This is a genomic window from Palaeococcus ferrophilus DSM 13482 (genome assembly GCF_000966265.1).
GTDB classification, from domain to species: Archaea; Methanobacteriota_B; Thermococci; order Thermococcales; family Thermococcaceae; genus Palaeococcus; species Palaeococcus ferrophilus.
Genome location: NZ_LANF01000019.1, coordinates 254,227 through 280,048, shown reverse-complemented (window position 1 = coordinate 280,048; position 25,822 = coordinate 254,227). Strand labels below are relative to the sequence as shown.

Sequence of the window (25,822 nt, the reverse complement as noted above, 5' to 3'; positions counted from 1 at the left end):
AGTCCCAAAAGGCCCCACTTGCGAAGCTCCCACGTTTTTGGGATTCCCTGATACAAGAAAAAAGTCCCGAGTTACCGCCTTCCGTGGACTTAAAGTGGCGTTTGAGCATTTGGGAGTGAGTTCCTGCCCGGCGGCCGAGACTTTGGGAGAGAGGTAACCTTTTTAGCCTCCAGCTCCAAAATTCCTCCATGTCCCTCTTCGAAGCCCTCAAGCCTTTAAAGTCAGAGATGGCGAGAGTCCACGTTTTCCCTCCGAAGGAGGGCGAGTTTGGAGAGTTTATGTTCAAAAACCCCGAGATAAACGCCCTCGTTGACGAGCTGGGCTTTTCCCTCTACCGCCACCAGGTTGAGGCATTGGAGAAGCTCTACTCTGGCAAAAACATCGTCGTTACAACGCCCACGGCCAGCGGTAAGAGTGAAATCTTCCGCTTAGCTATCTTCGACTCCTACCTCTCCGACCCCCGAAAGACCTACCTGCTGGTCTACCCCACGAGGGCGCTCATAAACAACCAGCTTGAGAAGTTCCAGAGGGCTAATCTCATCTTCTACCGCCTGACAGGGAAAATGGTGAGCGCGAGGATTCTAACCGGCGACGTCCCCTGGAGCGAGAGAAAGGCCTTGATCCGCGAGAAGCCGCGCGTCCTTTTCACAACCCCCGACATGCTCCACTACAACATCCTAAGGCGGTGGAGGGACTACGAGTGGCTCCTGAGAAGCCTCCGCTACCTTGTCGTTGACGAGCTCCACGTCTACCGCGGGGTCTTCGGGAGCAACGCGGCGTGGCTCTTCAGGCGTCTGCTCTTCAGGCTCAAACGCCTCGGCGTTAGGCCCCAGATAATTGCCCTCTCCGCGACGCTGAGGAACCCTAAGGAGTTCGCGGAAAGGCTTTTCAGGGCCGAGTTCAAGGAGGTAAAGAGTGCAACCAACCCCTTCCCGAGGAGGTATCTGGTGCTCTTCGAACCGAAGAACCTCGATGAGAGGCAGCTCCTAAGGGCGGCGGTTGAGAGGCTCACCGCGGAAAAGATCAAAACCCTCGTCTTCTTCGACAGCAGGAGGGGCACGGAGAAACTCATGAGGTTTCTCCTGAATTCGTCGATCTTCGCCAAAACGAGCACCTACAAGGGCACCCTGCCGAAGAACGTCCGCTGGGAGATAGAACGGGACTTCAAAGATGGAAAGCTCCTCGTCCTCCTCACGACGAACGCCCTCGAACTCGGGATAGATATCGGCGACCTTGACGCGGTGATAAACTACGGCATTCCTCCCGATGGCCTCTTCTCGCTAATCCAGCGCTTTGGGAGGGCAGGAAGGAGCGCCGACAGGGAAGCTCTGAACGGCGTTGTTCTGAGGAAGAACGGCCTCGACTATTACTATCGGGAGCACTTCGATGAGCTCGTCGAGAGGCTTGAGAAGGGCATCATCGAGTACATGCCGGTCAAGGTAGACAACGAGCGCATAGCGGAGAAGCACCTGCACTACCTCTTCACAGAGCTTGGAATCCTTGACTGGGACGAGCTGGACGGGTTTGAGAGGAAAATAGCCGAAAAACTCGCCATCGAGAGGAAGGCAGACCTCAAGAAGAACCCGCTGACAGGGAAGCTTGAGGTTAGAGTCAGAAGACCGGCCTTCGAGTACTCCTCACTTAGGACTGCCAGCGACGAGAGCTTCTTTCTCGTGAAGGACGAGCCGTGGATAAGGGCGAAGCTGATGGAGAAGGCTTCGCTCAGGGAGCTCCTAAACTTCATCAACTGGCTCAAGATGAAGGGCTACATCATCGAAGAAGTTGATGAAGATGAATACCACCGCTCTCTCCTGCCGGGGATGGCGTACTTCTCAAGGGGAGAGCTCTACATGGCTAAAGAAAGAGTCAGCATCGGAAAGTTCCACTTCGTCTTCGCAAAGCAACTAAACCGCCTCTGGGACGTTGGGACCTTCGCGAGGAAGCTGGAAGAGGTCGAGATACTGGAAGAGAGGGCAAAGAAGTCCTACAAAGGCGTAGAGATTGGTCTAGGAAGGCTCCGCGTCAGGCACATTTATACCGGCTTCGCCGTCAAGGGCCTCGATACCGGGAACTACGTGGGCGAACTGGTAAAGCTGAGGGAAGCGGGAATACTCAGGGGTGAAATCTCCTCTCCAGCGACGGGCGAGGGAGTTGAGACGGGGGAAGACTTCTCGATACTCAACTGGGAGCGCTTTGCCAAGGTCGAGTTCGAAGAACCCTACGTTAGGGAATTCGAGACCGAGGGAATCTGGCTTGTCTTCCCCGATGAGGTACGAGAACTAACGGAAGAGGAGTTCAGGGAGTTCCTTGGCAGGGCGGCCGAGAGGGGGTTTGAGGATATTGCATTCTACATCTACGAGAGCCTCGACAGGAGAAAGATCTTTTCACTCTACCTCGGCGCCACGAGCTTTGCCATAAAGAAGACGATAGGTGAGAGCCTCCAGAAGGCCGGAATCCAGGATGAGGAGCTCGCCTTCGCCGTAAAGAAGATGGTGGACAGCAAGGACGGCATCGGGAGCGCGCTCCACGCGATAGAGCACAACATGATAAAGATAGCGCCGATATTCACCTACGTGGATTCAAGAGAGCTCGGTGGCTACAGCTACGAGAACTTTCCTGGAATGCCCTATTTCGGGAAGCCGGTCGTTTTCATCTACGACGGCAACGAGGGCGGTGCAGGGTTGGCGGAGATAATCTACGAGAACGCTGAGAAGTTGATGGAGAAGAGCCTTGAGCACCTGAGATCCTGTGAGTGCCAGGACGGCTGTCCAGTCTGCGTTCTCTCGCCGAAGTGCGGAACATTCAACGAGTTTCTGGACAAATGGCTGGCCATAAGGGTGTGGGAGAGAATTTTAAGGTCTACGGAAGGGCCCTGATGACCTTCCTGAGGAGGGGGTCGTCTATCCAGTAGGCCCCTTCCGCCTCCCTTATAAAGCCGGCCTTTTTGAGGGTTCCAAGGTACTTGTAGATGTGCTGAACCCTTTTGGGAGCCTTCCCAATCCGCTCAAGCTCCCTGTAGACCTGAGCCCCCCTGAGGGCCGTGGGGTACGACGATGCAAGAACCTCGAGGACTTCGACGTAAACTTCGCTGTTGTAGACGTTAAGGAAGGCCTCTATGTCCCTCTTCCACTCGCTTAACGCGTACCTCCTGCTCTCCTCAAGGGCCCTTGGCAGGGCCTCCTTGGCTGGAAGTCCTCCCCTGATGAGGTTCACCACCGTCATCCCAAAGTATGAGAGGAAACCAGGGATTCCTCCAAGCTCCGCCGATGCCCTCCTTAGCTCAAGCTCGTCGGAAATTTTTATTCCGTAGGACTCAAAGCCCGCCTTTAAGAAGGAAAGGCTTTCCTCCTCGCTCCACCGTTCGAGGGTGGAGGTCTCCGCCGAGCGCATGAAGCCGGCCCTCTCTGCCTCCGGGTTCAGGTACTCCATGAGCATTCCGGGCATTGAGCCGGTGAACACGAGCGAGATATTCGGATAGCTGTCCGTTATCTCCTGGAACAGACCCCGAAAGTCCACGTTTTTCAGCCTCGCAAGGACCTGGGCCTCGTCGAATATCAAGACACCCACCTTAGCGTTCTCCGAAAGGAGTCTGACGAGTCTCGAAAAGTCCGATGTGAACTCCTCTATACTCGTTTTTCTCACCTCTACGGACAGGCCCTTCAGTGAGAGGCTGTAGCTTTTGCTCGTTGTTATCATCCTGAGGGAAGTTCTGTTGGGCTCGATGTCTGCTATCGAGAGAGCTTTAGCCCCAATAAAACGCGAGAGATTGAAGTAGATGTAGTGGTGTCCCCTTTTCCTGGCGAGCTTCTCGGCCATGACGCTTACCACGCTGGTCTTGCCGACCCGTCTCGGCCCGAGGAGGACGGAGGTGTTGCCCCTGATTACAGCCTTCAGAAGGTTTTCCACCGCCCTTATGTGCCCCTCCCCCCATAGGCAATCCTCCTCCATAACCGGCCTCGTGCTGAAGAAGTTTTTACATACCATGTAAATTACACCCCATGTAAATTACACGGCGTGTAAATATAAAAGGCTTTCCTTAGAGAGCCCTCATGAACATCGCCCGAAGCCTCGCCCTTCCCCTCGTCCTCTCGGTTAAAAGCTCCATCAGCGGCTCCGCTTCCCCTTTCCTCGTCTCAACCGTAAACTTTACCAGTTCCCCGTACTCCTCGTCCACGACTTTTCCGCCGGCCTTCTCGACGGTCTCTTTAACGACGTGGAACATGTTGTAGGGAAAAGCTACCTCAAAGCGCTCCGTTTCGTAGACCTCAACGATCCCGGCGTTTTCTATGGCCAGACTGGCAGCGTCGCTGTAGGCCTTCACCAAACCGCCGTAGCCGAGCTTTATTCCTCCAAAGTAGCGCGTAACTACCACAACAACGTTGCTTAGCCCCTTGTTCTGGATGACCTTGAGGACTGGCTTTCCTGCTGATCCCTTGGGCTCGCCGTCGTCGTCATACCTGACCGCGAAGTTCCTTCCGTCGTTTATAACGTAGGCTGAAACGTTGTGGGTCGCGTCGCTGTGGCTGGATTTTATCCTCGCTATGAAGGCCTTTGCCTCCTCCTCCCTTCCAGCGGGTGAGGCGTAGCCGATGAACACTGATTTCTTGACCACCAGCTCGGCTGTCCCCGCCCCCTTGAGCGTCCTGTAGTCCAAACCTTTCACCTCATCTCCTCAGCGTCGCGATGAGCTTCTTCTCGTCCAGGAGCATCGCTATCGCATCCCTCACGTCCGTGACGACTATATCGCTGGCCAGGAGAGCATCAACGGTGGCCCCCTCCTTCCCTATGACGCAAAATGCCAGCTCCGCGTTTTCGAGCATTGGGACATCGTTGTTGCCGTTGCCCACCCCTATGTAGGGCGCGTATTCCAAAGCCTTCTCAAGCTTCTCCTCGCCGCTCGAGACCCTCTCGACCTTAACGGGCAGCCCCTTGAGTTCCTCCTCGAGCGTGCCGAAGGTGTCCGCACTCAACACGACGACGGTATAGCGGTCGGTGAGTCTCTCCATCAGGTGCCTCACTTCCTCTCCCATTTTTCCGCTCTCCCCGAGGGTGCCGTTGAGGTCAAAGACAACGGTTTTCGCCTCAAGAACTCCGTAGTTCGGTATCTCCATACGACCACCGGTTAAACTACGCGTCCATCTCTTAAGGCTTGTCCCATCGAGGAAAAGGTTATAGCTTCTCCCTCGAAACTCCATTAGGTGAGGCTATGAGGATAGCTTGGGGAATAAGCGGGGCGGGCCACCTTCTGCAGGAGAGCGTTGAGGTCCTCATGAAGCTCTCGGAGAAGCACGACGTTAAGGTTCTCCTTTCAGCGGCCGGGGAAGAGGTCGCGGCCATGTACAAGGTGCTCGAGGACATAGGGCAACTCCCCCTTGTGCGCGAATCGCGGCAGGGGCGCTCCTTCCCCTCTTGCGGGGCATTTAACCTCGGAAGGTACGACGTCTTCGTTATTTCGCCTGCCACCTCGAACACCGTGGCAAAGATAAGGCTCGGAATAGGGGACAGCTTTCTGAGCTGCTGCGCCATCCTCGCCCTCAAGAGCCGCGTGCCCCTCATAATCGTTCCCACAGATTCGAAGCCCGTTGTAAAAACAAAGGCCCCCAACGGTCAGGAGTTCGAGATATACGTGCGCAAAATTGACCTGGAGCACCTTGAGGCGCTGAGGGACGAGGGCGTGATAATCCTTGAGCATCCGCGGGAAGTCCCCCGCGCCCTTGAGGTGGCCAAAGAAGGGGTAAGAAAAGTTATAAAGCTCTAATGCGAGCTCATTTCCTCTTTTCCACTGGGAGGATTTCCTTGAAGCCCGTGTAGTCCCAGAGGGCCCTTGGAATCCTGACGGTTCCATCCTCCTCCTGGAAGTTCTCGAGGATTGCCACGATGGCCCTCGACGTGGCTATCGCCGTTGAGTTGAGCGTGTGGACGAAGCGCGGCTTCTCATTGGTTTTATCCCTGAAGCGGATGTTTAAGCGTCTCGCCTGCCACTCCGTACAGTTGCTCGCACTCACAACCTCTCTGAACTTGCCCTGGGCGCTCATCCAAGCCTCTATGTCGTACTTTTTAGCTGCCACGTAGCCGAGGTCGCCGGTACATATGTTGACAACCCTGTACGGAATCTCAAGCTCCTGGAAGAGCTCCTCGGCGTTCTTTATGAGCTTCTCGTGCCACTCCCAGCTCTCCTCCGGCCTCGCGTAGACGAACTGTTCCACCTTATGGAACTGGTGAACCCTGAAGATGCCCTTCGTATCCTTTCCTGCCGTTCCCGCCTCCTTCCTGAAGCACGGTGAAACCCCGGCGTAGAGGAGTGGGAGGTCCTTCCCATCGAGGATTTCGTTGGCGTGCATTCCCGCGAGCGGGTGTTCAGCTGTCGGGATGAGGTAGAGGTCTTCGCCCTCAACCTTGTATATGACCTCCTCGAAGTCATCGAAGACCGTGGCCCCCTGCTCGACGAAGCGGCGCACCATGTAGGGAGGAGTTACGGGAACGAAGCCCTTCTTAATCAGCCTGTCGAGGGCGAAGCGTATTAGGGCAAGATCAAGGATGACCAGCTCGTTCTTGAGGTAGTAGAAGCGCGAACCGCTCACCTTTGCCGCCCTCTCGAGGTCGGCGCCGTCTATCACGGGGAGCAGGTCTGCGTGTAGGAGGGGCTTCCACTCTATGACCTCGTACTCCATCTTACCGCCGCTCTGCTCAAGGAAGCTCTCGAGGTGGCCCTTCCACACCCTCGCCTTGCCCCAGAACCTTATGGGGACGTTCTCGCTGTCGTCCTTGCCGACCGGGACGCTCTCGTGGGTTATGTTGGGTAAACGCCAGAGGTAGTAGTCAATCTTCTCCCTTATGGCGTTGTTCTCCTTCTCAAGCTCCCCAATCTGCCTCACTACCTCCTTGCTCCTCTCGAGGAGGTCATCCGCGGGCTGGCCGGCCTTCTTGCGCTTCCCTATCTCCATGGCAATGCTGTTCCTCTCCTTTCTCAGTGCGTTTATCCTGCGGAGGTTCTCACGCCACTTCTCGTCGAGCTCGAGTATCTCGTCAATCCACTTGAGCTTCTCTATTTCACCGCGCTTGAGGAGGTCTGCCCTGGCAACATCCGGGTTTTCACGGATAAGCTTGAGGTCCAGCATGTCTTTCACCTAACTCTTCATAACGGGACGGGACTTAAAACGTTTTCTTAAGGCCCACGGGGGCCGGTTAAAAAAAGAGGGATGGAATCAGTTTCCGTACTTCTTCTCCTTCGCCGCCTTCACGAGGCCCCTGAAGACGGGCGCGGGCTTCATCGGCCTCGACTTGAACTCCGGGTGGAACTGGGTGGCTATGAAGTAGCTGTGCTCCGGAAGCTCGAGTATCTCCATCCTCCTGCCGTCGTCACCGGCCACTCCGCTGAAGACGAGGCCGGCCTTCTCGAACTTCTCTATGTAGTCAGGATTGACCTCCCAGCGGTGCCTGTGGCGCTCGTAGACTATCTCCCTGCCGTAGAGCTCCCTCGCGAGGGTGTTGGGCTTGATGTGGACGGGGTAGGCGCCAAGTCTCATCGTTCCGCCGAGCCTATCCAAATCCCTCTGCTCCGGCATGAGGTCAACGACCGGATACGGCGTCTGCGGGTCTATCTCTGTTGAGTGCGCCCCCTTGAGGCCGAGAACGTTGCGAGCGAACTCCACAACGGTCAGCTGGAAGCCGAAGCAGATTCCGAGGAAGGGGATGTTATTTTCTCTCGCGTAGCGCGCCGCCATCATCTTGCCCTCGGTTCCCCTCGCCCCGAAGCCGCCGGGCACGATTATTCCATCAACGCCCTCGAGGAGCTTAAAGCCCTGCCTTTCGAGGTCCTCCGCCTCTATCCAGCGTATCTTAACCTTCACGCCGTTGGCGACGCTGGAGTGCTTTAACGCCTCCTTTATGCTGAGGTAAGAATCGGACAGCTTGACGTACTTGCCCACCACCGCTATCTCAACGGTGTCCTCAAGGCTCTTGTACTTCTCGACCATCTCGCGCCACGCCTCGAGCTCGGGCTCTTTCTCAGGAAGGCCGAGCCTCTTGGTGAGGTACCTGGCCAGTCCCTCCTTCTCCAGCATGAGGGGAACCTCGTAGGTGTCCTCAACGTCGTAGGCGCTGATCACAGCTTCATCGGGAACGTTCGTGAAGAGGCTTATCTTCATCCTGGCGCTCTCCTCGAGGGGCTCCTCCGAGCGCGCAACTATCGCATCCGGCTGGATTCCAAGGGAGCGGAGCTCCTTGACGCTGTGCTGGGTCGGCTTGGTCTTCTGCTCGCCGACGACCTTCAGCTTTGGCACGTAGGTGACGTGGATGAAGGCGACGTTCTCCCTTCCCTCCTCTATCTGCATCTGCCTCGCTGCCTCAAGGAAGGGCATGCTCTCTATGTCTCCCACGGTTCCGCCTATCTCGACAACGACCACGTCGTAGTCTCTCGCTATCCTCCTGATGCGCTCCTTAATCTCGTTGGTTACGTGCGGAATCACCTGGACAGTTGCGCCGAGGTACTCGCCCTTGCGCTCCTTCTCGATGACCGCTGAATAGACCTTTCCGGTGGTTATGTTGTGGTCGAAGCTCAAACTGGTGTCGAGGAAGCGCTCGTAGTTGCCCAAATCCAGGTCAACCTCGCCGCCGTCATCCAGCACAAAAACCTCCCCGTGCTGGTAGGGGTTCATGGTTCCCGCGTCGTAGTTTAGATAGGGGTCTATCTTGATGTTGGTCGTTCTAAAGCCGCGCGCCTTGAAGAGCATTCCCATAGAAGCGCTGGTGATGCCCTTTCCGAGACCGCTAACAACACCGCCCGTTATGAATATGAACTTCGTCATGGCAAAACCTCCACCCGTTATGTCTGTGGTTGATTGAGGAGTGCTTAAAAGTTTTGTTTAGAAAAGGCTAAAAATTGTGAGTTCCCAATTAAGTACCCCCAGCAAAAGAGGGCAAGAATTAAGGGGTGCTTGGGACTATCAGTCTGCCAGTGTCGCATGGTTTCGTTGATGCCAGTCTTGATGTGATCACCTCGAGCCCGAGGGGAAAGCTCGGATGGTTTGAAAAGTTATAGTTATTCTTTGTTTTCTTTCGAAAGCAGATAAAATTATAAGGCTGTATCTGACCTCCTCCCCGCCGTGAACGGCGAGGGTTCCAACGAGCTAACCCCTCGCTAAAGACAGGGAAGTTTGAGGGGTTCTTACAAGAACCCAACTTGAATCGGGTTCTTCGAACCCCTCTGGCCGGGCCTTCGGCCAATTACCCCTACTTGCCGTTAAACCCGGCAAGCTCGGGGTTATAGTTTTTACGCCCTTCTTCAAAATATTAAAAGCGCCAACTAAGTCGGCGTTAAAGATAAGCCCCGTTGCGGGACACTTAAATAATCCTCTAACAAAGCGAGCCCCTTCGTGGGGCTTCCCGCAGACGGGGCACGTTTTTGAAGTGAAAGCCTCGTTAACAACCAGAACTTGAATACCATACTCCTCGGCTACTTCCTTGAGCCGTTTTATTACCGTGTTGAACCTCCAGATGTGGGAGAGGAGATAATTCTGCTTCTTACCCTTGTTAGGGTTTCTTGCTATTCCCTTTGGATAACCGACTACAATTCTGGAAACTCCGAGACGATAAAGCCTTTCAACAGTTTGCCTTACCGCCGTGTTAATGTAGTGCCTCGCTTGAAGCTTGGCCTTCTGATGCATTCTGGAGAGTTTTCTGCTCTTTTTAGCTCCGCTTTTGTTGAGTTTTGACTGATAATCCGCTATTCTCCTCTGCCAATAGAAGGCTATTGACTTCAGAGGCCTGCCGTTCACCAAAAAACTTTCCCCGTTTTCGACGTAAACGGCCATCAAATTGTTCACTCCAAGGTCAATTCCGGCGGATAGGTTTCCTAAAGGTTGTCTTGGAACTTCTACCCATTCCTCGCCCTGAAGTTTTTTCTCTAAGGTGATGCTAATGTGAGCATACCACTTCTGCCTTATTGGGTCATAAGTTATCTCTAATCTCCCTTGCTTTCCTTTAAGATGAATTCTCCCCTTGAATTGAACTTCCAAGCGTTTAAACTTCCCAAGGCCTTTTAGGATGAGTTTATTCCCCTCAATTCTGTATTGGTCATTTCTAAGGACGATTAAGCCTTCTTCCTTGATGTAGTCGGGTGGTTTTGGTTTAAGCCATTTGGGGAGTTCTCCGTTCCGTTTATTCCTCAAAAGGGAGAAGAAACTTCTCCAAGCTTCGGCGTTCTTCCTGCAAATTTGCTGGACTGTTGCCGAGCCTATTTCAGCTTTGAACTCTTCATAAACTATTTTCTCAGTTTTGAGAAAGTCTATGGGTTTCCCCTCAAAGAATTCCTGCCTTCTGAGATAGTTCACCCTGTTCCAAACTTTCGAGCTAATAAGAGCTAACTCTTTGAGTGTTTTCTCTTGGGTTTTTGAGGGCTGGAGCTTAATGGTTATTGACCGCTTCATTTTTCCTCGCTTTCGACTTTTTTAATCCAGAGTTTCATAGCCTCGGTTACTGCTACTCCTAACGCTCCTCTGATTTTCCCGTATTTTTTCACCACGAGTTCTCTGAATTTTTTCTCGATTTCATCATCAACGGAGATCGTGATTACTCCCACTTCACTCACCAGTATTTAGTAGTATGGTTTAATATTTAAGTGTTTTGGTGGAGTGCTTTCCTGCTCTCAGGCTGAATCTCCGAATACTGCATCCCCGCCCTGAAGGGCGAGGCTTTCGGAAGAGAAAAGTAACCACTAACAACATTGGGTGGGGTTAAGTGTACACGCGTTATAGTGAGGAAGACACGCGGGCTAAACTCATTGATCCCAAGCTCCATGAAAGTGGATGGGACGAGGATAAAATAATGAGAGAGTTCACTATTTCGGTGGGGAGAATTCTCAACAGCGATGGGGGCAGAACATCCCCCCAAAGGGCGGATTACGTTCTCTTCTACCCAAATGCTCAGGGTCATATAATAGCCGTTGTTGAGGCAAAGAAAGCAAGGGAAGATGCATACCATGGGTTAGAGCAGGCGAAAAGGTACGCAAAAGCTCTGGATGCACCATTCGCATACGCCACCAACGGCCTCAAGATAATTGAGTATGACTTCTTCACGAAAGAGGCGAGGGAGATTGAAGCGTTTCCTGGTCCAGAAGAACTCTGGGAGAGATACACCAGAAGAAAGGGACTGGACGAAGCGGTAAAGAGGAGCGGGGCAAATCCACTGGAAGTTCCTTATTATATTCGTGACAAAAAGCCACGCTACTACCAGGAAGTGGCCGTGAGGAGGGCCATTGAAGAAATACTTCTTGGTAAAAAGCGCTTATTGCTCACCATGGCCACGGGGAGTGGAAAAACCTTCGTAGCGTTCCAGATAGCATGGAAGCTCTACAAGAGCGGACTTGTGAAGAAGATACTTTTTGTGGTTGATAGGGTTTACCTTAGGAATCAAGCTTACAACGCGTTTGAAGCCTTCAAAACCGCACGTGAGGAGCTGAAGGGGGACAACCTCAACTTTGCCAAGGATGTCTATTTCGCCACGTATCAGACCCTCTATTCTGAAAAGGATGGCAAGAAAGTTTACCAGGAATTCGACCCGGATTACTTTGATCTCGTGATAATAGACGAGTGCCACCGCTCCGGCTGGAACAGGTGGCACGACATCCTCAAGTATTTCAATAGGGCGATTCACCTCGGTCTCACCGCCACTCCACAGAGGGCCGACAACGTGGACGTTTACGATTACTTTGGCAAGCCTGTTTACGAATACAAGCTCGCACAGGGTATAGAAGACGGCTATCTCGCGCCACCCGAGGAGATAATAAGGGTTTACACCAACGTTGACAAGAATGGTATGATCACTTTCAAGGAGCTCAGAACGGCGGGGGTTAAGCTCGAAATACCTGAAGGGGCGGAAGTGAAGGAGTACTACACCGCCAACGAGTTTGAGAAGAACATCATACTACCTGACAGAACCAGGGCGATAGTGGGATGGATAGCCAGGTTTTTAGAAGAGACAGGCCCCCTTGAGAAGACCGTTATATTCTGCCCCACCCAGAGGCACGCAAGGGAAGTGGCGGCGCTGCTGAATAACCATTTCAATTCCCGGTTTGGCGTTGACAACTACGCCTACCCAATAGTTTCGGACGACCCGGAATCCCACACCATACTGAGGAACAGTTTTGCGAGCTCCCAAGAGCCTTTTCCAGTGGTGGCAACGACCGTTGACATGTTGAGCACCGGGATAGACGTCCCCACGATAAAGAACATCATTTTCCTCAAGCACGTCGGTTCCAAGGTTGAGTTCCACCAGATTATCGGCAGGGCCGCAAGGATTTACACAAGGGGGGATGTCATTAAGAAGAAGTACACCTTCAGGATAGTGGACTTCACTGGGGCCACGAGATTGTTGGACAGGTGGGATTTCCCCCCGTATAAACCCAAAAAAGAAAGGCCCACCGACTGGTATCTAAACATGGCCATAGTGGACGATGAGACGCTGGAACCCGTCAAAGGGGCCGATGTTGTTATTCACGTTAAACCCGGAAAGCCCCTCCATGTTGTGGCCGGAGATGATGGGAGGGTCTTTCAAAGCAACGTGCCCAGAGAGGCGGTGCTGATTGATATACGGGCAAGTGGCTACCGCCCGAAGAAGACGTACGTTACAACCTTCCCACGGCCCGACAGCACAACCACCGTAACCCTGAGGAAGCTCAACCCTGAGAACAAAGCCCCGATAACCGTCCATGGCTTAAATGTCTTCATCGAGGAAGAAAACAAAATCAGGATAGAGGTCCGCGGCAACAAGGTTCTTGAGGCGGAGTACGTCAAATACACCAGAGAGCAGGTGAAAAGGAGGGTCGCGAGCCTGAACGACCTGAAAAAAGTGTGGCTCAACCGCAACATGAGGCTCCAGTTCAAGAAAGACCTCAAGAAGTCCGGTATAGACCTCAAACTCCTCTCGCTTATAGAGAAGGTTCCCGAAGCGGACGAGTTCGACCTTCTGGCCCACCTCCTCTTTGACGCACCAATAGTAACGCGCGATGAGAGGGCCGAGCTGTTCAGGGAGGTAAAGAAAGAATTCATAAAGAAGTTCGGCCAGAAAGGAAGGGACGTTATACTCACGCTCCTCGACCACTACAGGCTCTACGGTCTGAGTGAGATAGAGGATCCGAAGGTGTTTGAGTTACCAACGTTCAGGGAATACGGCAACCTTAAGGGAGTGTTGAGGATCCTTGGTGGAGGAGAGGGATTAAAGAAGCTCCTCGAAGAGCTTGAAAAAGGTCTGTACGCTGATCTGATGGAGGGCTGAAAATGGAAAGGCAGGCTCTTGCGAATAAAATCGAGCACATTTACGAAATAATGCGCGCTGAAGGTTTAAGCATACTGGATTACGTTGAACAGCTCTCGTGGATGCTCTTCCTCAAAATACTGAGCGACAGGGAGGAGGAAAGGAAACTCACCGCAGAGCTGAAGGGGGAAAAGTACCGGCCGGTGATAAAGGAGGAGTACCTCTTCCACAACTGGCCGAGGCGCTTCGATGCCCCCAGTCTAAAAAAGGTAAAGGACGTCAGGGCATTTTACGAGTTCATATCCACCGAACTCTGGCCCTACCTGGGCTCCCTGGGTGGTAGCGACGAGCTCAACAAGATAGGGGAAATATTCTCGAACGTGAGCCTGAAGATACACGACCCCCACAACCTCCTTGAGATATTCCAGAGTATAGAGGACATCAGGACGGATGAGGAGGACACCCACATAATGTCCCAGCTCTACGAGGAGACGCTGATGCTCATGGGGCGCGAGGGTGGAGCGGCCGGAGAGTACTACACGCCGAGGCCCATTGTGAGGTTCATGGTGAAGGTGGTTGATCCGGAGATAGGGGAGACCGTCTTCGATCCCTTCTGCGGCTCCGGCGGCTTCCTCGTGGAGGCCTACAACCACGCCTACGAGAAGGCGAAGAGCGTCGAAGATCTAAAGAAGCTTGAGGAGTCCTTCTACGGCCAGGAGCTGAAGCCCCAAGCTTACCTCATAGCCAGCATGAACACCCTCCTCCACGGTGTTAACGCCAAGCTCACCAAGACCGACACCTTCAGCGAAGACCTGCACAGTCCCGGTGAGCTCTACAAAATCATCCTCACGAACCCGCCTTTTGGTGGAAAGATAAAGGAATCAAACCTCCAGAACCTCCCGGTTAGGACGCGCTCCACGGAGCTTGCAGCTCTTCAATACGTCATGAGAAAGGTGAAGCCGGGGGGAAGGGTCGGGATAGTCCTGCCCGATGGCGTCCTTTCGAACGTTACGAAGTCCTACATCAAGGTCAGGAAGGAGCTCCTCGAGAGGAACAACGTCTTCGCGGTGGTCAGCCTCCCGCAGGGGGTCTTCGCCAACATCTCGCCCAAGGGTGGAACCGGGCCGAAGACTAGTTTGCTCTTCTTCGAGCGCGGTAAGCCCACGAGGGAGATCTGGTACTACGAGCTCGTTCCTCCCAACGGGAAGAACTACACGAGGGCGAACCCGATAAAGGACGAGGACTTAAGCGACGCCCTGGACAAGTTCGAGGCCTGGAGGAAGTACCTTGAAACGGGCGACGAGGAGTGGAAGAAGAAGGCCCTCTCTGAGAACTCGTGGGTTGTGGGCATTGACAAGATAAAGGAGAGGGACTACGATTTAAGCGCGAGGAACCCGAACAGAAAGCTAACCATCGAGTACCCCGCACCAGAGGAAATAATAGCCTCTCTTGAGGAGAAGGAGAGGGGGATAAGCGAGCTCCTGAACGAGATAAAGGCAGTGCTCGGTGAGAAGCCATGAAGGAGAAGCCGCTCACGGCGTTCCTTGGGAAGACGAGAAAGGCAGAAAAGGCCGAGAAGAAGGCGGAAAAGCCGAAGAAGCACGAAGGCCCGTGGGAGCTTCCGGAAGGGTGGAGATGGGTGAGGCTGGGCGATTTAGGGAAGTTTGGGTATGGTTATACTGCATCGGCTATAGAGAACAATACTGGGGTAAAGTTTCTTAGGATAACCGACATTGATGAAACTGGAAACATAAATTGGGAAGAAGTTCCCTTCTGTGAAATTTCCAAAAAGGAGTTAGAGAAATATCGCTTAAGAATTGGGGATTTACTATTCGCAAGAATCGGAGCAACGACAGGCAAGGCAACTTATATTGATCGGGAGATAAATTCTGTTTTTGCTTCATACTTAATCCGACTAAAAGTTAAAAGAACAGATGTGTTCCCCAAGTTTGTGTTTTATTTTGCCCAAACTCCATACTATTGGGCTAATGTCAAAGCGGAGATGGGAGATAAGCTGAGAAAGGGAATAAATGCCAAAGAACTTTCCCGTATCTTAGTTCCCCTCCCACCCCTCGAAGAACAAAAGCGCATCGTGGCGAAGCTCGACGAGGTGAGCAAGAGGCTTGAGGAAGCCAAAAGGCTCGCGAGGGAAGCGAGGGAAGAGGCGGAAAATCTCGTGGCTTCCGCTCTGCACGAGGTCTTCTCGCGGGCGGACAAGAGGGGCTGGGAGTGGGTGAGGCTTGGTGAAGTTGCTAAGGATATGAAACCAGGCTTTGCAAGAAATAAAAAGCACATTAGTGAAGATGGCGTTCCTCACTTGAGGCCAAATAACATTGATGTTGGTCATTTAAATCTAGAGAAGGTTGTAAAGGTTAAGCTTGATGAGAAAATTAACATCAAAGACTACTACCTCCAAAAGGGGGATGTTCTCTTTAACAATACTAACAGCTTTGAGCTTGTAGGTAGAGCGGCGTTAGTAACTGAGGAGCTCCCATGGGGGTACAGCAATCACATAACAAGAATTCGTGTTAAAGAGGAAGTAATTTTGCCCGAGTGGCTTACAGTTTCCATTAATTACCTTTGGATGCAGGGGTATTTTAGAAGTGTATGCACTCGCTGGGTGGGGCAAGCTGGAGTTAATATGGATACCCTCAAAAAGACTCCAATACCCCTCCCGCCCCTCGAAGAACAGAAACGCATAGTAGCTTACCTCGACAGGATCAGCGAGCGCGCGCAGAAGCTTGTAAAGCTCTACGAGGAGAGGGAGAAGGAGCTTGAGAGGCTATTCCCCTCGATACTCGACAGGGCGTTCAGGGGTGAGTTGTGATGTATAACTTTGAAATTCCAGATCCAACAAGTGTGGGAGTTTTAGGCATTGTTCTTGCTTTTGTAATGATATTGGCATTATTCATATTCAAAATGAAAAAAGAACGCCTTGATATAACTGATCTCCTTAGGGTTTCAAGTATTGTTTTAGTATCGTCAATAGCTCTAATTGCCAGGGACTCATTAATTTATTTTCTTGCTATTGTTATCATCGCAACGGGAATCACGAGATTAGACTTTCTTTTGAATCTTGTAGCAATACTTAGAGGTGGGGAAGCAGCACGTACATTTTTTGAAGTTCTTGTTAAGCTTCCATATGCGACCCCTCAAGAAGTACAAGAAAAGGAAAGAAGTGAACTCGAGGAAATCCCGGAAGTATCAAAGAACAAGGACAAAGCTTCTCCAGGGGTTAAACTGAAGTTCAATCAAAAAGACAAAATTCCTCCGTACATTATCGAAGAATTTGCAATTAGGGAACTTGAGCGGAAGTATAACTCTATAGCAAAACGACAGGTCAGAATTGAGAGACATGTTGCAGATGCTGTCATGCCACTTGATGAAAAAACGGATGCTATAATCGAGATAAAACTTAGTCCTCTTCCTCTAGAAGTTGTACGTAGTCAAATATTTCGCTTAGATGCTGCCAGGAAAGCATATGAACGTAGATACCGGCGAGACGCAGTGATACTACTTGGTATTGTTGGTGCAACCCCCGAATATATTAACAAATTGAAGCACCTTATTGAGCTGGAATTTCCTAAAACTCCAATAAAGATTGAAGCAATAAATCTTGATTTAGCACAGCTAATAAGAGACTGAACCTAGAATCGGCCCCCGGGCCGCCATTTCTGCGTACCTCAGGGTACGCGGCGGACACCGGGACTTACCCTCATCTCCACTCTTTTCTCTGTTAAACTTCTATTTAAAGGTTAGTGGCTAAATATATGCATGGGTGAACACAAAAGGTTATTAAGCTTCCCGTTTATAGAGTGGTGGGGGTGACCTCCATGACCTACTGGCTCTGCATTACCAACCGTGCGAACTGGAAGGTGATTAAGGAGAAGAACGTCTGGGGCGTGCCGAGGAGGCACAGGAATACCATCGCCAAAGTCAAGCTCGGCGATAAGCTCGTCATCTACCTCAAGCAGGAGCGCGAAAACAAGGAAGTCCTTGAACCCAGAATTGTCGGCATTTTTGAAGTGATAAGCGAGCCTTACGAGGACTCAAGCAGGATTTTCAAGGCTCATATGCCGAACGAGACTTATCCACTCAGGGTGAAGATCAAGCCGGCCAAACTCGGCGAGATTGATTTCAAGCCGCTCATTCCAAAGCTGAAGTTCATCACGAACAAGAAGCGCTGGAGCGGCCACTTGATGGGTAAATCGATGAGGCAAATTCCAGAGGAGGATTACAAGCTCATCGAAAGCCTGCTTTGAATGGCCTCCTTCCCGAAGGCATCCAATGAAGGGAGAGAGGTAGCCAAAAGTTAAAGGGCAGAAAAGGCGACTAAAGCATCTCCCCGTTGTTTATCTCTATCCCCTCTTCGTCCGTTCCGTCGTGGAGTTCTTTAATCTCAAACACCTTCAGGGGCACCTTCTTGAGGGCCTTTCCGACAACGGCCTTGGCTATCCTCTCGGCGTGCTCAACGCTCTGGGCGTTGAACACTCTGAGCGTCAGGTAAATCCCAACGAGTCCGACGTTCCCTATGACAAACGCGCTCTCGAAGTGGTTCCCGCAGACCGGGCACTGGGAGTACCCGAGCTCAACCCTCACAAAATCGAGCTTCTCTTTATTCAAAGCCTTTGCAACCTTTGAAACGGCCACGTTTATTGCATCCTCAGCCGTCTCAACGTCTCTCACTATGATTGGTGCTTCCAACACCACAACGTAGTCTCCCATGCTCTCACCTCATCCGAAGGCGAACAGCCTGTCGTCTTCGCCCTTAAACACTCCAAGCCTTACCCCTGCGTCAATGAAGCCGTGTGCGTAGTTCAAAGCCGCGAAAGCCGTCACGTAGTCGCCCTTTTCGTAGTAGTACCGGGCGTCTTCATAGTAGCTTCTGGCCATGGTTAAAAAGTCTTTCGCAACGGGGTACAGAAGACTCTTCTCATGGACGGCAATTTCGAGGGTTTCCAGGGCTTCTCTGGCAATTTGAAAGTACTTCTGTAGTTTTTCTTCCGTTATCTCCCTCATTGGCTTTCGCCTCGGTAGGGGATAAAGTGATAGACTTATAAACGTATCGCCCTAGAAGTCCCTCACTATCAGGCGCAGCCTTCCGGGCCTTGGCTGGAAGATGTAGCCCTCCTTTATCAGCATGTCCGTTATCCTCGAAGCGTCAGCCGGCCTGAAACCAGCCCCAACGAGGGCCCTCTCAAACTCCGCCCTTCCAACCAGTCCTCCCGAGGAGGTGGCCTCAAGGTCGAGGAACACGCGAAGGGCCATGCGCATCCTCTTGTCCCTGCTCACGAAGGTCTCGTAATCCTTGACGGCCCTCATTATCGTCTCCTCCGGCACCTCGTTTATCCACGTGTCGAGGAGCTCCTGGTTGATCTCGAGCACATTGCCCTTGAGCGAGTTCGTAACCTTCCCCTCGAAGCGGGCCATCTCCCCGAGGAGGGCGAGGCTGAGCCTGAAGCGGGTGTCCGCGTCAAAGACGCTTCCGTGGAGCATGAGGGCGTCCATCATCTCGCCGTACTCGAAGCGGTTTTTGGTCAACCAGCGCTGGAAGCGCTCTCCAAAGTCCTCAACGGCGGGGTCCCCGCTTGAGAGAGTTTTTACCCTCTCGCGGGCGAGCGCTATGGTGACCAGTATGTTGGGGATGAGCTGTTCGAACTCGCGGTTCCTCTCGACTCCAGCCGGCTCCTGACGTATGAACGGGAACTCCGAGAGGTGGGCGAGGGAGTCCGCGGGGGTCAGCTTTCCAGCGGCCTTGGGGGTTATGAAAACCGCTCCGTGGGAGGTGAAGTACTCCCTCGCCCACTTCGCGACGGGCACTTCCCTCTTCAGGAGCGCCGAGGAGGTGGGAGAGTAGTACCTCATTGAGCCGCCCGGGAGGAAGAGCGGGAAGTCAATGTCAAGCTCGGGGTCAACGTAGAGCCTTCTCGCCATTCCCCTACGGAGCAGGAGCTCCGGTGGAAGGAGCCCCACGAGGTAACGCCCCACCTCCCAGAAGGATTTTACGACCCTCTCGTCCGTCTCGATTACGGAGAGCGTTCCCCCCTCGCTCATGCGGTACTCCGGGAGCGTGGGGGAGGAGAAGAGGGTGTACAAAAAGGCCGTCCTGAGCTGAAAGTTCATGTCAAAGGTTGAAGCGAAGAGCTCCTCCATCTCCCGTCTGCTGAGGGCGTACCCGCGGTAGTCCCTCCAGTATGAGGTGTAATCCTCCCCCTCAATGGAAAGGGCGTTCACGGCCCGCAGGGTGCCGTAGGGATAGGGCTCGAGAAGGCCCCTCACCCTGACGTAGGCCCCTCCCCGAAAGTCTGCATCCTTTGACACCCTCGTCCTCTCGGTTATCTTGAGGACCGCGAAAGTTCGGAAACGGCTTTTTTCAAGCTCCGAAGGGCTCAGGGGCGATAGGAGGTAGTAGAGGGCATCGTGCGGTGAGTTAGGGGGCTCCCTCATGAGGAGAAATCCCCTTACCTCGATTTCATCGCCGGGTCTGGCCGACTGCAGGAGTGATTGGAAGTCCCGGGCCCTCTTCTCGGGGGTGAGGGGTTCCGGTTTCTTGAGGCTCACGAGGAGGGAGAACACGTCCATGGTCACACCCGTATGTAGTTGGGGGAGGGAATTTAAAGGGTTTGGGTGTCGCGTGGCCTGCGCTTTTTCCCCTTCTTCCTATCGCTCAGTAGGTAGAGCAGGAGCACATCCTCGAGCATGGCCCCACCTCCCGGTGTTTTTTGGGTTTGCCAAGGCGCTCCAAGAAGAGGCGATTTAACTATGGACGGGAGATTTTAAAAACTTTTCGTTATTAAAAGTGCAAAGGGATATAAAGGCCTACGCCCTACTTTGACAGGGGTTTGTATGATAGGCCTGTACGACATAGCCCAGAGGGAGCTGGCCAAGGATTTAATCTTCGAGGTTGAGGGAGAGAGCGTCATACTCTCGATAAAGGGGGTTATGCTAGCCACCATCGGCTCAACCCAGTACTCATTCTCCTTCGTTGAGGTGAGCGAGAACGAGTTCGTGATAGTCATACAGCTGAGGGGGTACGCGATCTACGTCGGGATAGAGAGCGATGAAGGACTTGACGAGGACGTTTACGTTGACCTGTTCAGGGAGCTCATAATCCAGCTCCTGCCCGCGATAGAGCTCCTCCTCCAGAGGGCGGATAGGATGAACTACCGTGAGAAGAGAAAGGCCGACATAATCCTCGACGACGGGATGAGCGCCGAGATGAAGGAGTTCTTCTACAGGACGCTGTCAAGGCATATGAAGAACCTCCCCATATACGACCAGACGGAGGTTGCATGATGTTGGAGATTTTACAACCAGTATTGTAAATTTTTCAACAAAAGAAGAACTTACTTGGAAATATTACCACATTTTAATGCAATACTAAAAACTTGTCCAAAATTTTGGGAAAAATTTATATACTTTTAGGACAATTTTCAATTGGCGAGAGGAGGTGGTTAAGATGGTTGAGGAGATTATGGTCATCGCCGAGAATCCCACTTATCATTCAATCATAAGGAGTCACTACGTGAACCCAATCCTATCGGGCATACAGGCAGTGGGAATGGAGCCCGTGAAGGTCCTTGTGAGGGTGGAGACCAGGACGCTTGGGGACGGACGGAGGGTGTTAATTCCCCTCACCTACCTTGCCGTGGACGACTCCCAGAGCTACATCCTCTTCGACGAGGAGGAGCTCATAACGTCAATAGTCCAGAAGGTAGCGGAGAACCTCACGGAGAAGCTGAAGGGAAGGGGCCTACTAGTTTACGTCCCGGAGGAGGTCCTCAGGATAGAGTTCACCACAGGCGATGTCGAGGAGAGGGGAAAGCTCACGGTGCTCGTGGACTGTCCCGAGGAGTACAGGGAAGAGCTTGAGAGGTTCGCCAAGGGTGTGGCCATACACCTTAGGGAGAAGGGCGTTGACGTGAACAACCTCGTCCTGTCCACCCAGGTGTTCCATGCTCCCATCGGAAAGAAGGTGGATTTAAAGTTAGATTTCGCCGTCACCGTGAAGCCCGAGGGGCTCAAGTACTCGAGGGAGGCCATCGAGGAGCTCATTCACGGAATCGTGCAGAAGTACGGACCTTTCCTCATAAAGAGGCTCAACCTTGGGGCCATAATAATGGGCAACATCCACGTGATAGTCCCCGGCGAGGACAGGGCCTCCGGAATCGTCATCAGCCAGAAGGAGAGAATACTGGAAGAGGTGGAGGAGCTCACGCAGAGCGAGGAGATACAAGAGCTTGTTACGATCCTCCGTTAGGCACCCCCGTTTTGCGTTCCATGGTGTAATCAGTGGATTAAATCAGCCCCCGCCACCGAAGGGTTTAAAGCCCCCCGCCCCTTTCTCTTTTTTGGTGACGCTCATGAGAGAGACCCCTTATTTTTCCTATTCCGTGAGAGAGCTTCCAAAGGGCTGCCAGCTCTGCGTTAGGGGCGAGAAGCTTGTCCTTTTCACAACGGGGGCATGTCCAAGGGACTGCTTCTACTGCCCTCTCAGCCCGTGGAGGAGGGAGGACGTTGTTTATGCCAACGAGAGGCCCGTTGAGAGGGTAAGAGATATCATCGAGGAGGCCAAAATTCAGGAGGCTAAAGGTGCAGGGGTTACAGGGGGAGACCCTCTCGCCAGGCTCGACAGGACTGTGGAGTACATAAAGACCCTCAAGGACAGCTTCGGGGAGAGGTTCCACGTCCACCTCTACACAACCGGAGCGCTCGCAACGAAGAAGAACCTCGAAAAGCTCTACGACGCCGGTTTAGACGAAATAAGATTCCACCCTGATCTCTTCAACCCGAACTCGAAGCTCTTCAAAGTTGAGATAGAGAACATTCGCAACGCCTTCGACTTCGGCTGGGACGTTGGAGGAGAGATACCCTCCATCCCAGGCCAGCTGGAGAGGATGAGGTGGTACGCCGGGTTCCTGGATAAGCTCGGCGCGAAGTTCCTCAACGTGAACGAGCTTGAGTTCAGCGAGACCAACCTAAGGGCCATACTCAACAGGGGCTTCAAGCCCATAAGCGACGAGAGTTCCGCCATAAAGGGCTCCCTCGAGCTCGGGCTTGAGCTCCTCCGCTGGGGGGAGGAGAACACCTCCCTCAGCTACCACCTGTGCACCGCGAAGCTCAAGGACGCGGTTCAGCTCAAGAACCGCCTGAGGAGGATGGCGAAGAACGTCGCGAGGCCATACATGGAGATAACTGAAGAGGGAACTCTCCGCTTTGGAATAGCGGAGTACGAAGATTTGAATGAGCTCTACGAGTTCCTCGTTGAGGAGGCGGAAGTCCCGGGAGAGTGGCTCTACATCAACCGCGAGAGGGGAAGGCTTGAGATGCCCGAGGAGGTGGCGGTTGAGCTGGCGGATGCGATAGAAGGCGACGTGAGGTTCTTCATAGTGGAGGAGTACCCCACGTGGGACAGAATAGAGGTGGAGAGGATTCCCCTCCCCTGATCACGCCTTAGTCCAGTACTCCTTCTCCTCCACCATCGCCCTTATCATCTCGTCCTCGTCCTTGAACATCGTCTTTCTCGAGGGGTTCTGCATGCCGTAGTACTCCATGAACGGGCTGGGACGGCGCTTGAAGGGGTAGTAGAGGTATATCGCCCCGAAGTTCCTGTGAGCCTCGGCCATCTCACTTATAACCCCAGCCGAGACGTGCTGTGTGTAGTGGTAAACCGCTATGGCCTTGCTCACCCTCACGAGGTTGAAGTCCCTGTCCACCAGCTGCCTCCTGAGGATTTCCGTGGCCTGCTCTATGTCCTCCCTGTCCAGCTCGTCCACCTCGTTGCCGTCGAGGAGGTGCTTTATGTGTATCTTTTTTATCTCCGGATCCTTCTCCACCTGGTTGTCGTATTCGGCAACGACCCACCAATCGTCGAGGGCACCGGGATCAAGAACCGTAAAGTGCTCGCTCAGCTTCTCGTAGAAGCCCCTGACGCGCTGATAGTACTCCTCCTCGTGGCCGGTCATGGGGTAGCTGAGGTAAACGAGCGGCTTCTCGTTCTCATGGAAGAGCAGGTCAAGGAAGGTTTCCTTTGGATGTCTTATTCCGAACTGGAGGACGTAGCGAACCTCTATGCCCTCCTTCTTGAGCTCGTGGACGAGCGTTTTGACGTGGTTTATCGCATCCTCGCGCCACATGACGAGGGTGGAGAGCTTTATGTTCTCTTCGCTTCCGAAGCGCTCGAACCACTCGGGGTCGTTTATGATCCTCCGCCTGACGCTGAGGATGTCGTCGAGGACTATTATCACCCTCTCCGGCTTGAGGAGCTTGAGGTTGCTCAGGGTGAAGCCTATAACGCTCCCGCTGCCCCACCGGAAGAGCGCCGGGGTTGAGACTATGTGGTAATCCTTCTCGCTATCATCTATCTCGCGCCTTATCCTGCTGAAGGCCTCATCCCGTATGTCGTTCATGAGCTCTGAGTGGTTGAGCGCAAAGTCGAGGACGTTCTTCCGGGTTATTTTAACGCCCATGTCCTTCGCTACTCTCCTGATGTAGTCAAAAACGTGGTAGTACTGGTAGATTTCCCCCGCCCCTTCCAGGGCCTCGCAGGCGTACTCGTCCCTCCCGTTGAGGGGGGCCCCGGTTAGAAGTATTACCTCCTTCATATGCACACCCCCAAGGTTTTCGCCCCCCTGGAACTTAAACCTTGCGGGACATCAGGTTTTTAAACTCCCCCCTGAAGTTGAGAGCATGAGAGTCCACGTCGAGACCTACGGATGCACGAGGAACAAGGCTGATGCGGAGATTATGGAGGCCCTCCTGGTTAGGGCGGGCTACGAGCTGGTCGAAGCTCCGGAAAAGGCGGACTACGTCGTGGTCAACACCTGCGCCGTCAAGGACCCCACAGAGAAGCACATGAGGGAGCGGATTAAGGAGCTCCTTGACTCCGAAAAGAGGGTCATCGTGACGGGCTGCCTGCCCCACGTGAACCCCGATGTCATAGATCCACGCGTTTCCGGGATGCTCGGAGTTAAGAGCATTGATAGAATCGTCGAGGCCATAGAGGTTGCCGAGAGCGGTGGAAAGCTGGTTAGTGTTGAGAACTGGAGGGAGAGGAGCATAGACAAGCTCGAGCTCCCGCGCCTCTGGAAGTCGGGCGTTGCCTTCGTCGTCCCGATAAGCGAGGGGTGCCTGAACGGGTGCACCTACTGCGCGACGAGGTTTGCTCGCGGCGTACTCAAGAGCTACAGGCCCGAGCTCGTGGTGAAGTGGGTTAAAGATGCCATAGCGAGGGGTTACAGGGAGATACAGCTCTCCAGTGAGGACACCGGCTGCTACGGCTTCGACATAGGCACCAACTTGGCAAAGCTCCTCGACGAGATAACCGCCATTGAAGGAGAGTTCAGGGTAAGGGTTGGCATGATGAACCCCAACCACGCGGTGAGGATACTCGACGAGCTGGTTGAGGCATACCGGAGCGAGAAGGTCTACAGGTTCCTCCACCTCCCCGTTCAGAGCGGCGATAACGAGGTTTTGAGGAGAATGGGTAGAACCTACGCCGTTGAGGAGTTCGAGGAGATAGTGAGGGCCTTCAGGAGGGCCATCCCCCACCTCAACCTCAACACTGACATCATAGTCGGCTTCCCTGGGGAGAGTGAGGAAGCCTTCGAGAACACTGTTGAACTGGTTAAGAGAGTCCGGCCGGACAAGATAAACGTCTCCCGCTACTCGCCGAGGCCCGGAACGATAGCGGCCAAGTGGAAGCAGCTCCCGGGATGGAAGATCAAGGAGCGGTCGAGGCTGCTGCACAGGCTCCGCCTTCAGATAGCCCACGAAATAAACCGCGCCTACGTGGGGAGAAGGGTGGAAGTTTTAGTGCACGGCGAGGGCAGAAAGGGCGGCGTTGAGGGGAGAACGTTCAACTACAAGGATATAATCATTGACTCGGGCGAGAGTGGGGAGTTCGTGAAGGCGAGGGTGAGGAAGGCAACGGCCACATACCTCCTCGGGGAGCGGGAGAGGGATTGAGAGCATAAGGGACGGCAGATCCATTGGGTCCAATAGTGTTGTGACGGGATGGGAGAGTCATCGGATTATTAGAATCCCTCGATTTTCAACTATTCAAATTTCTGGCTTCGGACTTTACACAATGCAAATGATAAGGCCAATAAGCCTTCTTTCCCAGTCCTTATTGGTGATGTGAATGACTGAAGTTGTTTTGAAGATACCCAACATGAGTTGTGGGCACTGTGTCATGAGGATAGAGAAGGCCATAAAGAGTGCTGGGGCTGATGGAAGGGCCGACCTCGAAACCAAAACGGCCGTGGTTGACTTCGACCCCGGAAAAACGAGGCTGGAGGATGTGATTAAAGCCATCAAGAAGTATGGTTACGAGGTGGAGGTGGTGTGAATGCCCATTGACCCAGTCTGTGGAATGGAGGTTGATGAGGGCACTGGTTTTAGGGTCGAGTACAAGGGTAGAGTGTACTACTTCTGCTCTCCAGGGTGTAAGGCTGAGTTCGAGGCGAATCCTGAGAAGTACGTTAGTGTTGGGCACTCCCACCACAGGATGCACCACATGGGCGGCTGCCACCACTGATTCTCTCACTTTTCTCGTTTTGGGGGAAATGGT

The 25,822-nt window shown here is 53.2% G+C and carries 24 protein-coding genes; 13 read left to right on the top strand and 11 right to left on the bottom strand.

Annotated features, from left to right (window positions below):
• Positions 1-188 precede the first annotated feature (188 nt).
• Positions 189-2,876, top strand: a complete 2,688-nt coding sequence (locus PFER_RS11285; protein WP_048152430.1) for a DEAD/DEAH box helicase — start codon at positions 189-191, stop codon at positions 2,874-2,876.
• Here PFER_RS11285 and PFER_RS11280 read toward each other — a convergent pair.
• From PFER_RS11280 to PFER_RS11270, 3 genes are read right to left on the bottom strand one after another with little or no spacing between them, the layout of a single operon-like run.
• On the bottom strand, positions 2,860-3,984 hold the full coding sequence (locus tag PFER_RS11280; protein WP_048152427.1) for an AAA family ATPase: 1,125 nt from the start codon (positions 3,982-3,984) through the stop codon (positions 2,860-2,862). The two genes, PFER_RS11285 and PFER_RS11280, sit on opposite strands and share 17 nt — an antisense overlap.
• 52 nt (positions 3,985-4,036) lie before the next feature.
• Positions 4,037-4,654 carry a YigZ family protein gene (locus PFER_RS11275; protein WP_048152682.1) on the bottom strand — a complete coding sequence of 206 codons (618 nt, stop codon included), beginning with the start codon at positions 4,652-4,654 and terminating at the stop codon, positions 4,037-4,039.
• A gap of 10 nt (positions 4,655-4,664) precedes the next feature.
• A complete protein-coding gene (locus tag PFER_RS11270) occupies positions 4,665-5,111 on the bottom strand; it encodes an HAD family hydrolase (protein WP_048152424.1) in 447 nt (148 codons plus the stop codon).
• Between the two features lie 95 nt (positions 5,112-5,206).
• On the opposite strand from PFER_RS11270, the gene PFER_RS11265 reads away from it, so the two are divergent.
• Positions 5,207-5,758 (top strand): flavoprotein, encoded by a 552-nt coding sequence (locus PFER_RS11265; RefSeq protein ID WP_048152421.1) that lies wholly within the window; start codon positions 5,207-5,209, stop codon positions 5,756-5,758.
• A 7-nt stretch (positions 5,759-5,765) separates the two neighbouring features.
• Here PFER_RS11265 and serS read toward each other — a convergent pair whose 3' ends face one another.
• The 4 genes from serS to PFER_RS12245 all read right to left on the bottom strand — a co-directional run bounded on the left by serS (position 5,766) and on the right by PFER_RS12245 (position 10,588).
• Positions 5,766-7,118, bottom strand: a complete 1,353-nt coding sequence (serS, locus tag PFER_RS11260; RefSeq protein ID WP_048152418.1) for a serine--tRNA ligase — start codon at positions 7,116-7,118, stop codon at positions 5,766-5,768.
• Between the two features lie 87 nt (positions 7,119-7,205).
• Positions 7,206-8,807, bottom strand: a complete 1,602-nt coding sequence (pyrG, locus tag PFER_RS11255; RefSeq protein ID WP_048152415.1) for a glutamine hydrolyzing CTP synthase — start codon at positions 8,805-8,807, stop codon at positions 7,206-7,208.
• Between the two features lie 321 nt (positions 8,808-9,128).
• A complete protein-coding gene (locus tag PFER_RS11250; protein ID WP_048152412.1) occupies positions 9,129-10,427 on the bottom strand; it encodes an RNA-guided endonuclease InsQ/TnpB family protein in 1,299 nt (432 codons plus the stop codon).
• Complete coding sequence (locus PFER_RS12245) at positions 10,424-10,588, bottom strand: hypothetical protein (protein ID WP_157255239.1); 165 nt, start codon at positions 10,586-10,588, stop codon at positions 10,424-10,426. The genes PFER_RS11250 and PFER_RS12245 overlap by 4 nt, the downstream gene beginning before the upstream one ends.
• Positions 10,589-10,737: 149 nt before the next feature.
• Between PFER_RS12245 and hsdR the strand changes: the two genes are divergently transcribed.
• The 5 genes from hsdR (at position 10,738) to PFER_RS11225 (ending at position 17,513) form a co-directional block, all read left to right on the top strand.
• Positions 10,738-13,272: an EcoAI/FtnUII family type I restriction enzme subunit R gene (gene hsdR, locus PFER_RS11245; RefSeq protein ID WP_048152405.1), complete on the top strand. Its 2,535-nt coding sequence runs from the start codon at positions 10,738-10,740 to the stop codon at positions 13,270-13,272.
• Positions 13,273-13,274: 2 nt separating this feature from the next.
• A complete protein-coding gene (locus tag PFER_RS11240; RefSeq protein ID WP_048152402.1) occupies positions 13,275-14,771 on the top strand; it encodes a class I SAM-dependent DNA methyltransferase in 1,497 nt (498 codons plus the stop codon).
• On the top strand, positions 14,768-16,078 hold the full coding sequence (locus tag PFER_RS11945) for a restriction endonuclease subunit S (protein ID WP_052696245.1): 1,311 nt from the start codon (positions 14,768-14,770) through the stop codon (positions 16,076-16,078). The genes PFER_RS11240 and PFER_RS11945 overlap by 4 nt, the downstream gene beginning before the upstream one ends.
• Entirely contained in the window at positions 16,078-16,896 is an 819-nt protein-coding gene (locus tag PFER_RS11230) for a hypothetical protein (protein WP_048152399.1), read from the top strand. The genes PFER_RS11945 and PFER_RS11230 overlap by 1 nt, the downstream gene beginning before the upstream one ends.
• Positions 16,897-17,084: 188 nt before the next feature.
• A complete protein-coding gene (locus PFER_RS11225) occupies positions 17,085-17,513 on the top strand; it encodes an EVE domain-containing protein (RefSeq protein WP_048152395.1) in 429 nt (142 codons plus the stop codon).
• Positions 17,514-17,583: 70 nt separating this feature from the next.
• Here the strand turns inward: PFER_RS11225 and PFER_RS11220 are convergent, their stop codons facing one another.
• The 3 genes from PFER_RS11220 to PFER_RS11210 are packed head-to-tail and all read right to left on the bottom strand — an operon-like array spanning position 17,584 to position 19,839.
• Positions 17,584-17,976 carry a DUF555 domain-containing protein gene (locus PFER_RS11220; protein WP_048152392.1) on the bottom strand — a complete coding sequence of 131 codons (393 nt, stop codon included), beginning with the start codon at positions 17,974-17,976 and terminating at the stop codon, positions 17,584-17,586.
• Between the two features lie 9 nt (positions 17,977-17,985).
• Complete coding sequence (locus PFER_RS11215) at positions 17,986-18,270, bottom strand: DUF357 domain-containing protein (RefSeq protein ID WP_048152389.1); 285 nt, start codon at positions 18,268-18,270, stop codon at positions 17,986-17,988.
• A 51-nt stretch (positions 18,271-18,321) separates the two neighbouring features.
• A complete protein-coding gene (locus PFER_RS11210; RefSeq protein WP_157255236.1) occupies positions 18,322-19,839 on the bottom strand; it encodes a hypothetical protein in 1,518 nt (505 codons plus the stop codon).
• Positions 19,840-20,097: 258 nt separating this feature from the next.
• Between PFER_RS11210 and PFER_RS11205 the strand changes: the two genes are divergently transcribed.
• The 3 genes from PFER_RS11205 (at position 20,098) to PFER_RS11195 (ending at position 22,697) form a co-directional block, all read left to right on the top strand.
• The gene (locus tag PFER_RS11205; RefSeq protein WP_048152383.1) at positions 20,098-20,547 is read left to right on the top strand and encodes a hypothetical protein; all 450 of its coding nucleotides are present in this window, start codon (positions 20,098-20,100) and stop codon (positions 20,545-20,547) included.
• Positions 20,548-20,710: 163 nt separating this feature from the next.
• Positions 20,711-21,511, top strand: a complete 801-nt coding sequence (locus PFER_RS11200; protein ID WP_048152381.1) for a hypothetical protein — start codon at positions 20,711-20,713, stop codon at positions 21,509-21,511.
• Between the two features lie 103 nt (positions 21,512-21,614).
• Positions 21,615-22,697, top strand: coding sequence for a radical SAM protein (locus tag PFER_RS11195; protein ID WP_048152377.1), 1,083 nt, complete (start codon positions 21,615-21,617; stop codon positions 22,695-22,697).
• Here the strand turns inward: PFER_RS11195 and PFER_RS11190 are convergent, their stop codons facing one another.
• The gene (locus PFER_RS11190) at positions 22,698-23,855 is read right to left on the bottom strand and encodes a hypothetical protein (protein ID WP_048152374.1); all 1,158 of its coding nucleotides are present in this window, start codon (positions 23,853-23,855) and stop codon (positions 22,698-22,700) included.
• A gap of 85 nt (positions 23,856-23,940) precedes the next feature.
• Here PFER_RS11190 and PFER_RS11185 point away from each other — a divergent pair, with 85 nt between their 5' ends.
• The 3 genes from PFER_RS11185 to PFER_RS11175 all read left to right on the top strand — a co-directional run bounded on the left by PFER_RS11185 (position 23,941) and on the right by PFER_RS11175 (position 25,789).
• Positions 23,941-25,218 carry a tRNA (N(6)-L-threonylcarbamoyladenosine(37)-C(2))-methylthiotransferase gene (locus PFER_RS11185; protein ID WP_048152371.1) on the top strand — a complete coding sequence of 426 codons (1,278 nt, stop codon included), beginning with the start codon at positions 23,941-23,943 and terminating at the stop codon, positions 25,216-25,218.
• 175 nt (positions 25,219-25,393) lie between these two features.
• The gene (locus PFER_RS11180; RefSeq protein ID WP_048152366.1) at positions 25,394-25,600 is read left to right on the top strand and encodes a heavy-metal-associated domain-containing protein; all 207 of its coding nucleotides are present in this window, start codon (positions 25,394-25,396) and stop codon (positions 25,598-25,600) included.
• Positions 25,601-25,789 carry a YHS domain-containing protein gene (locus tag PFER_RS11175; protein WP_048152363.1) on the top strand — a complete coding sequence of 63 codons (189 nt, stop codon included), beginning with the start codon at positions 25,601-25,603 and terminating at the stop codon, positions 25,787-25,789.
• Positions 25,790-25,822 lie beyond the last annotated feature (33 nt).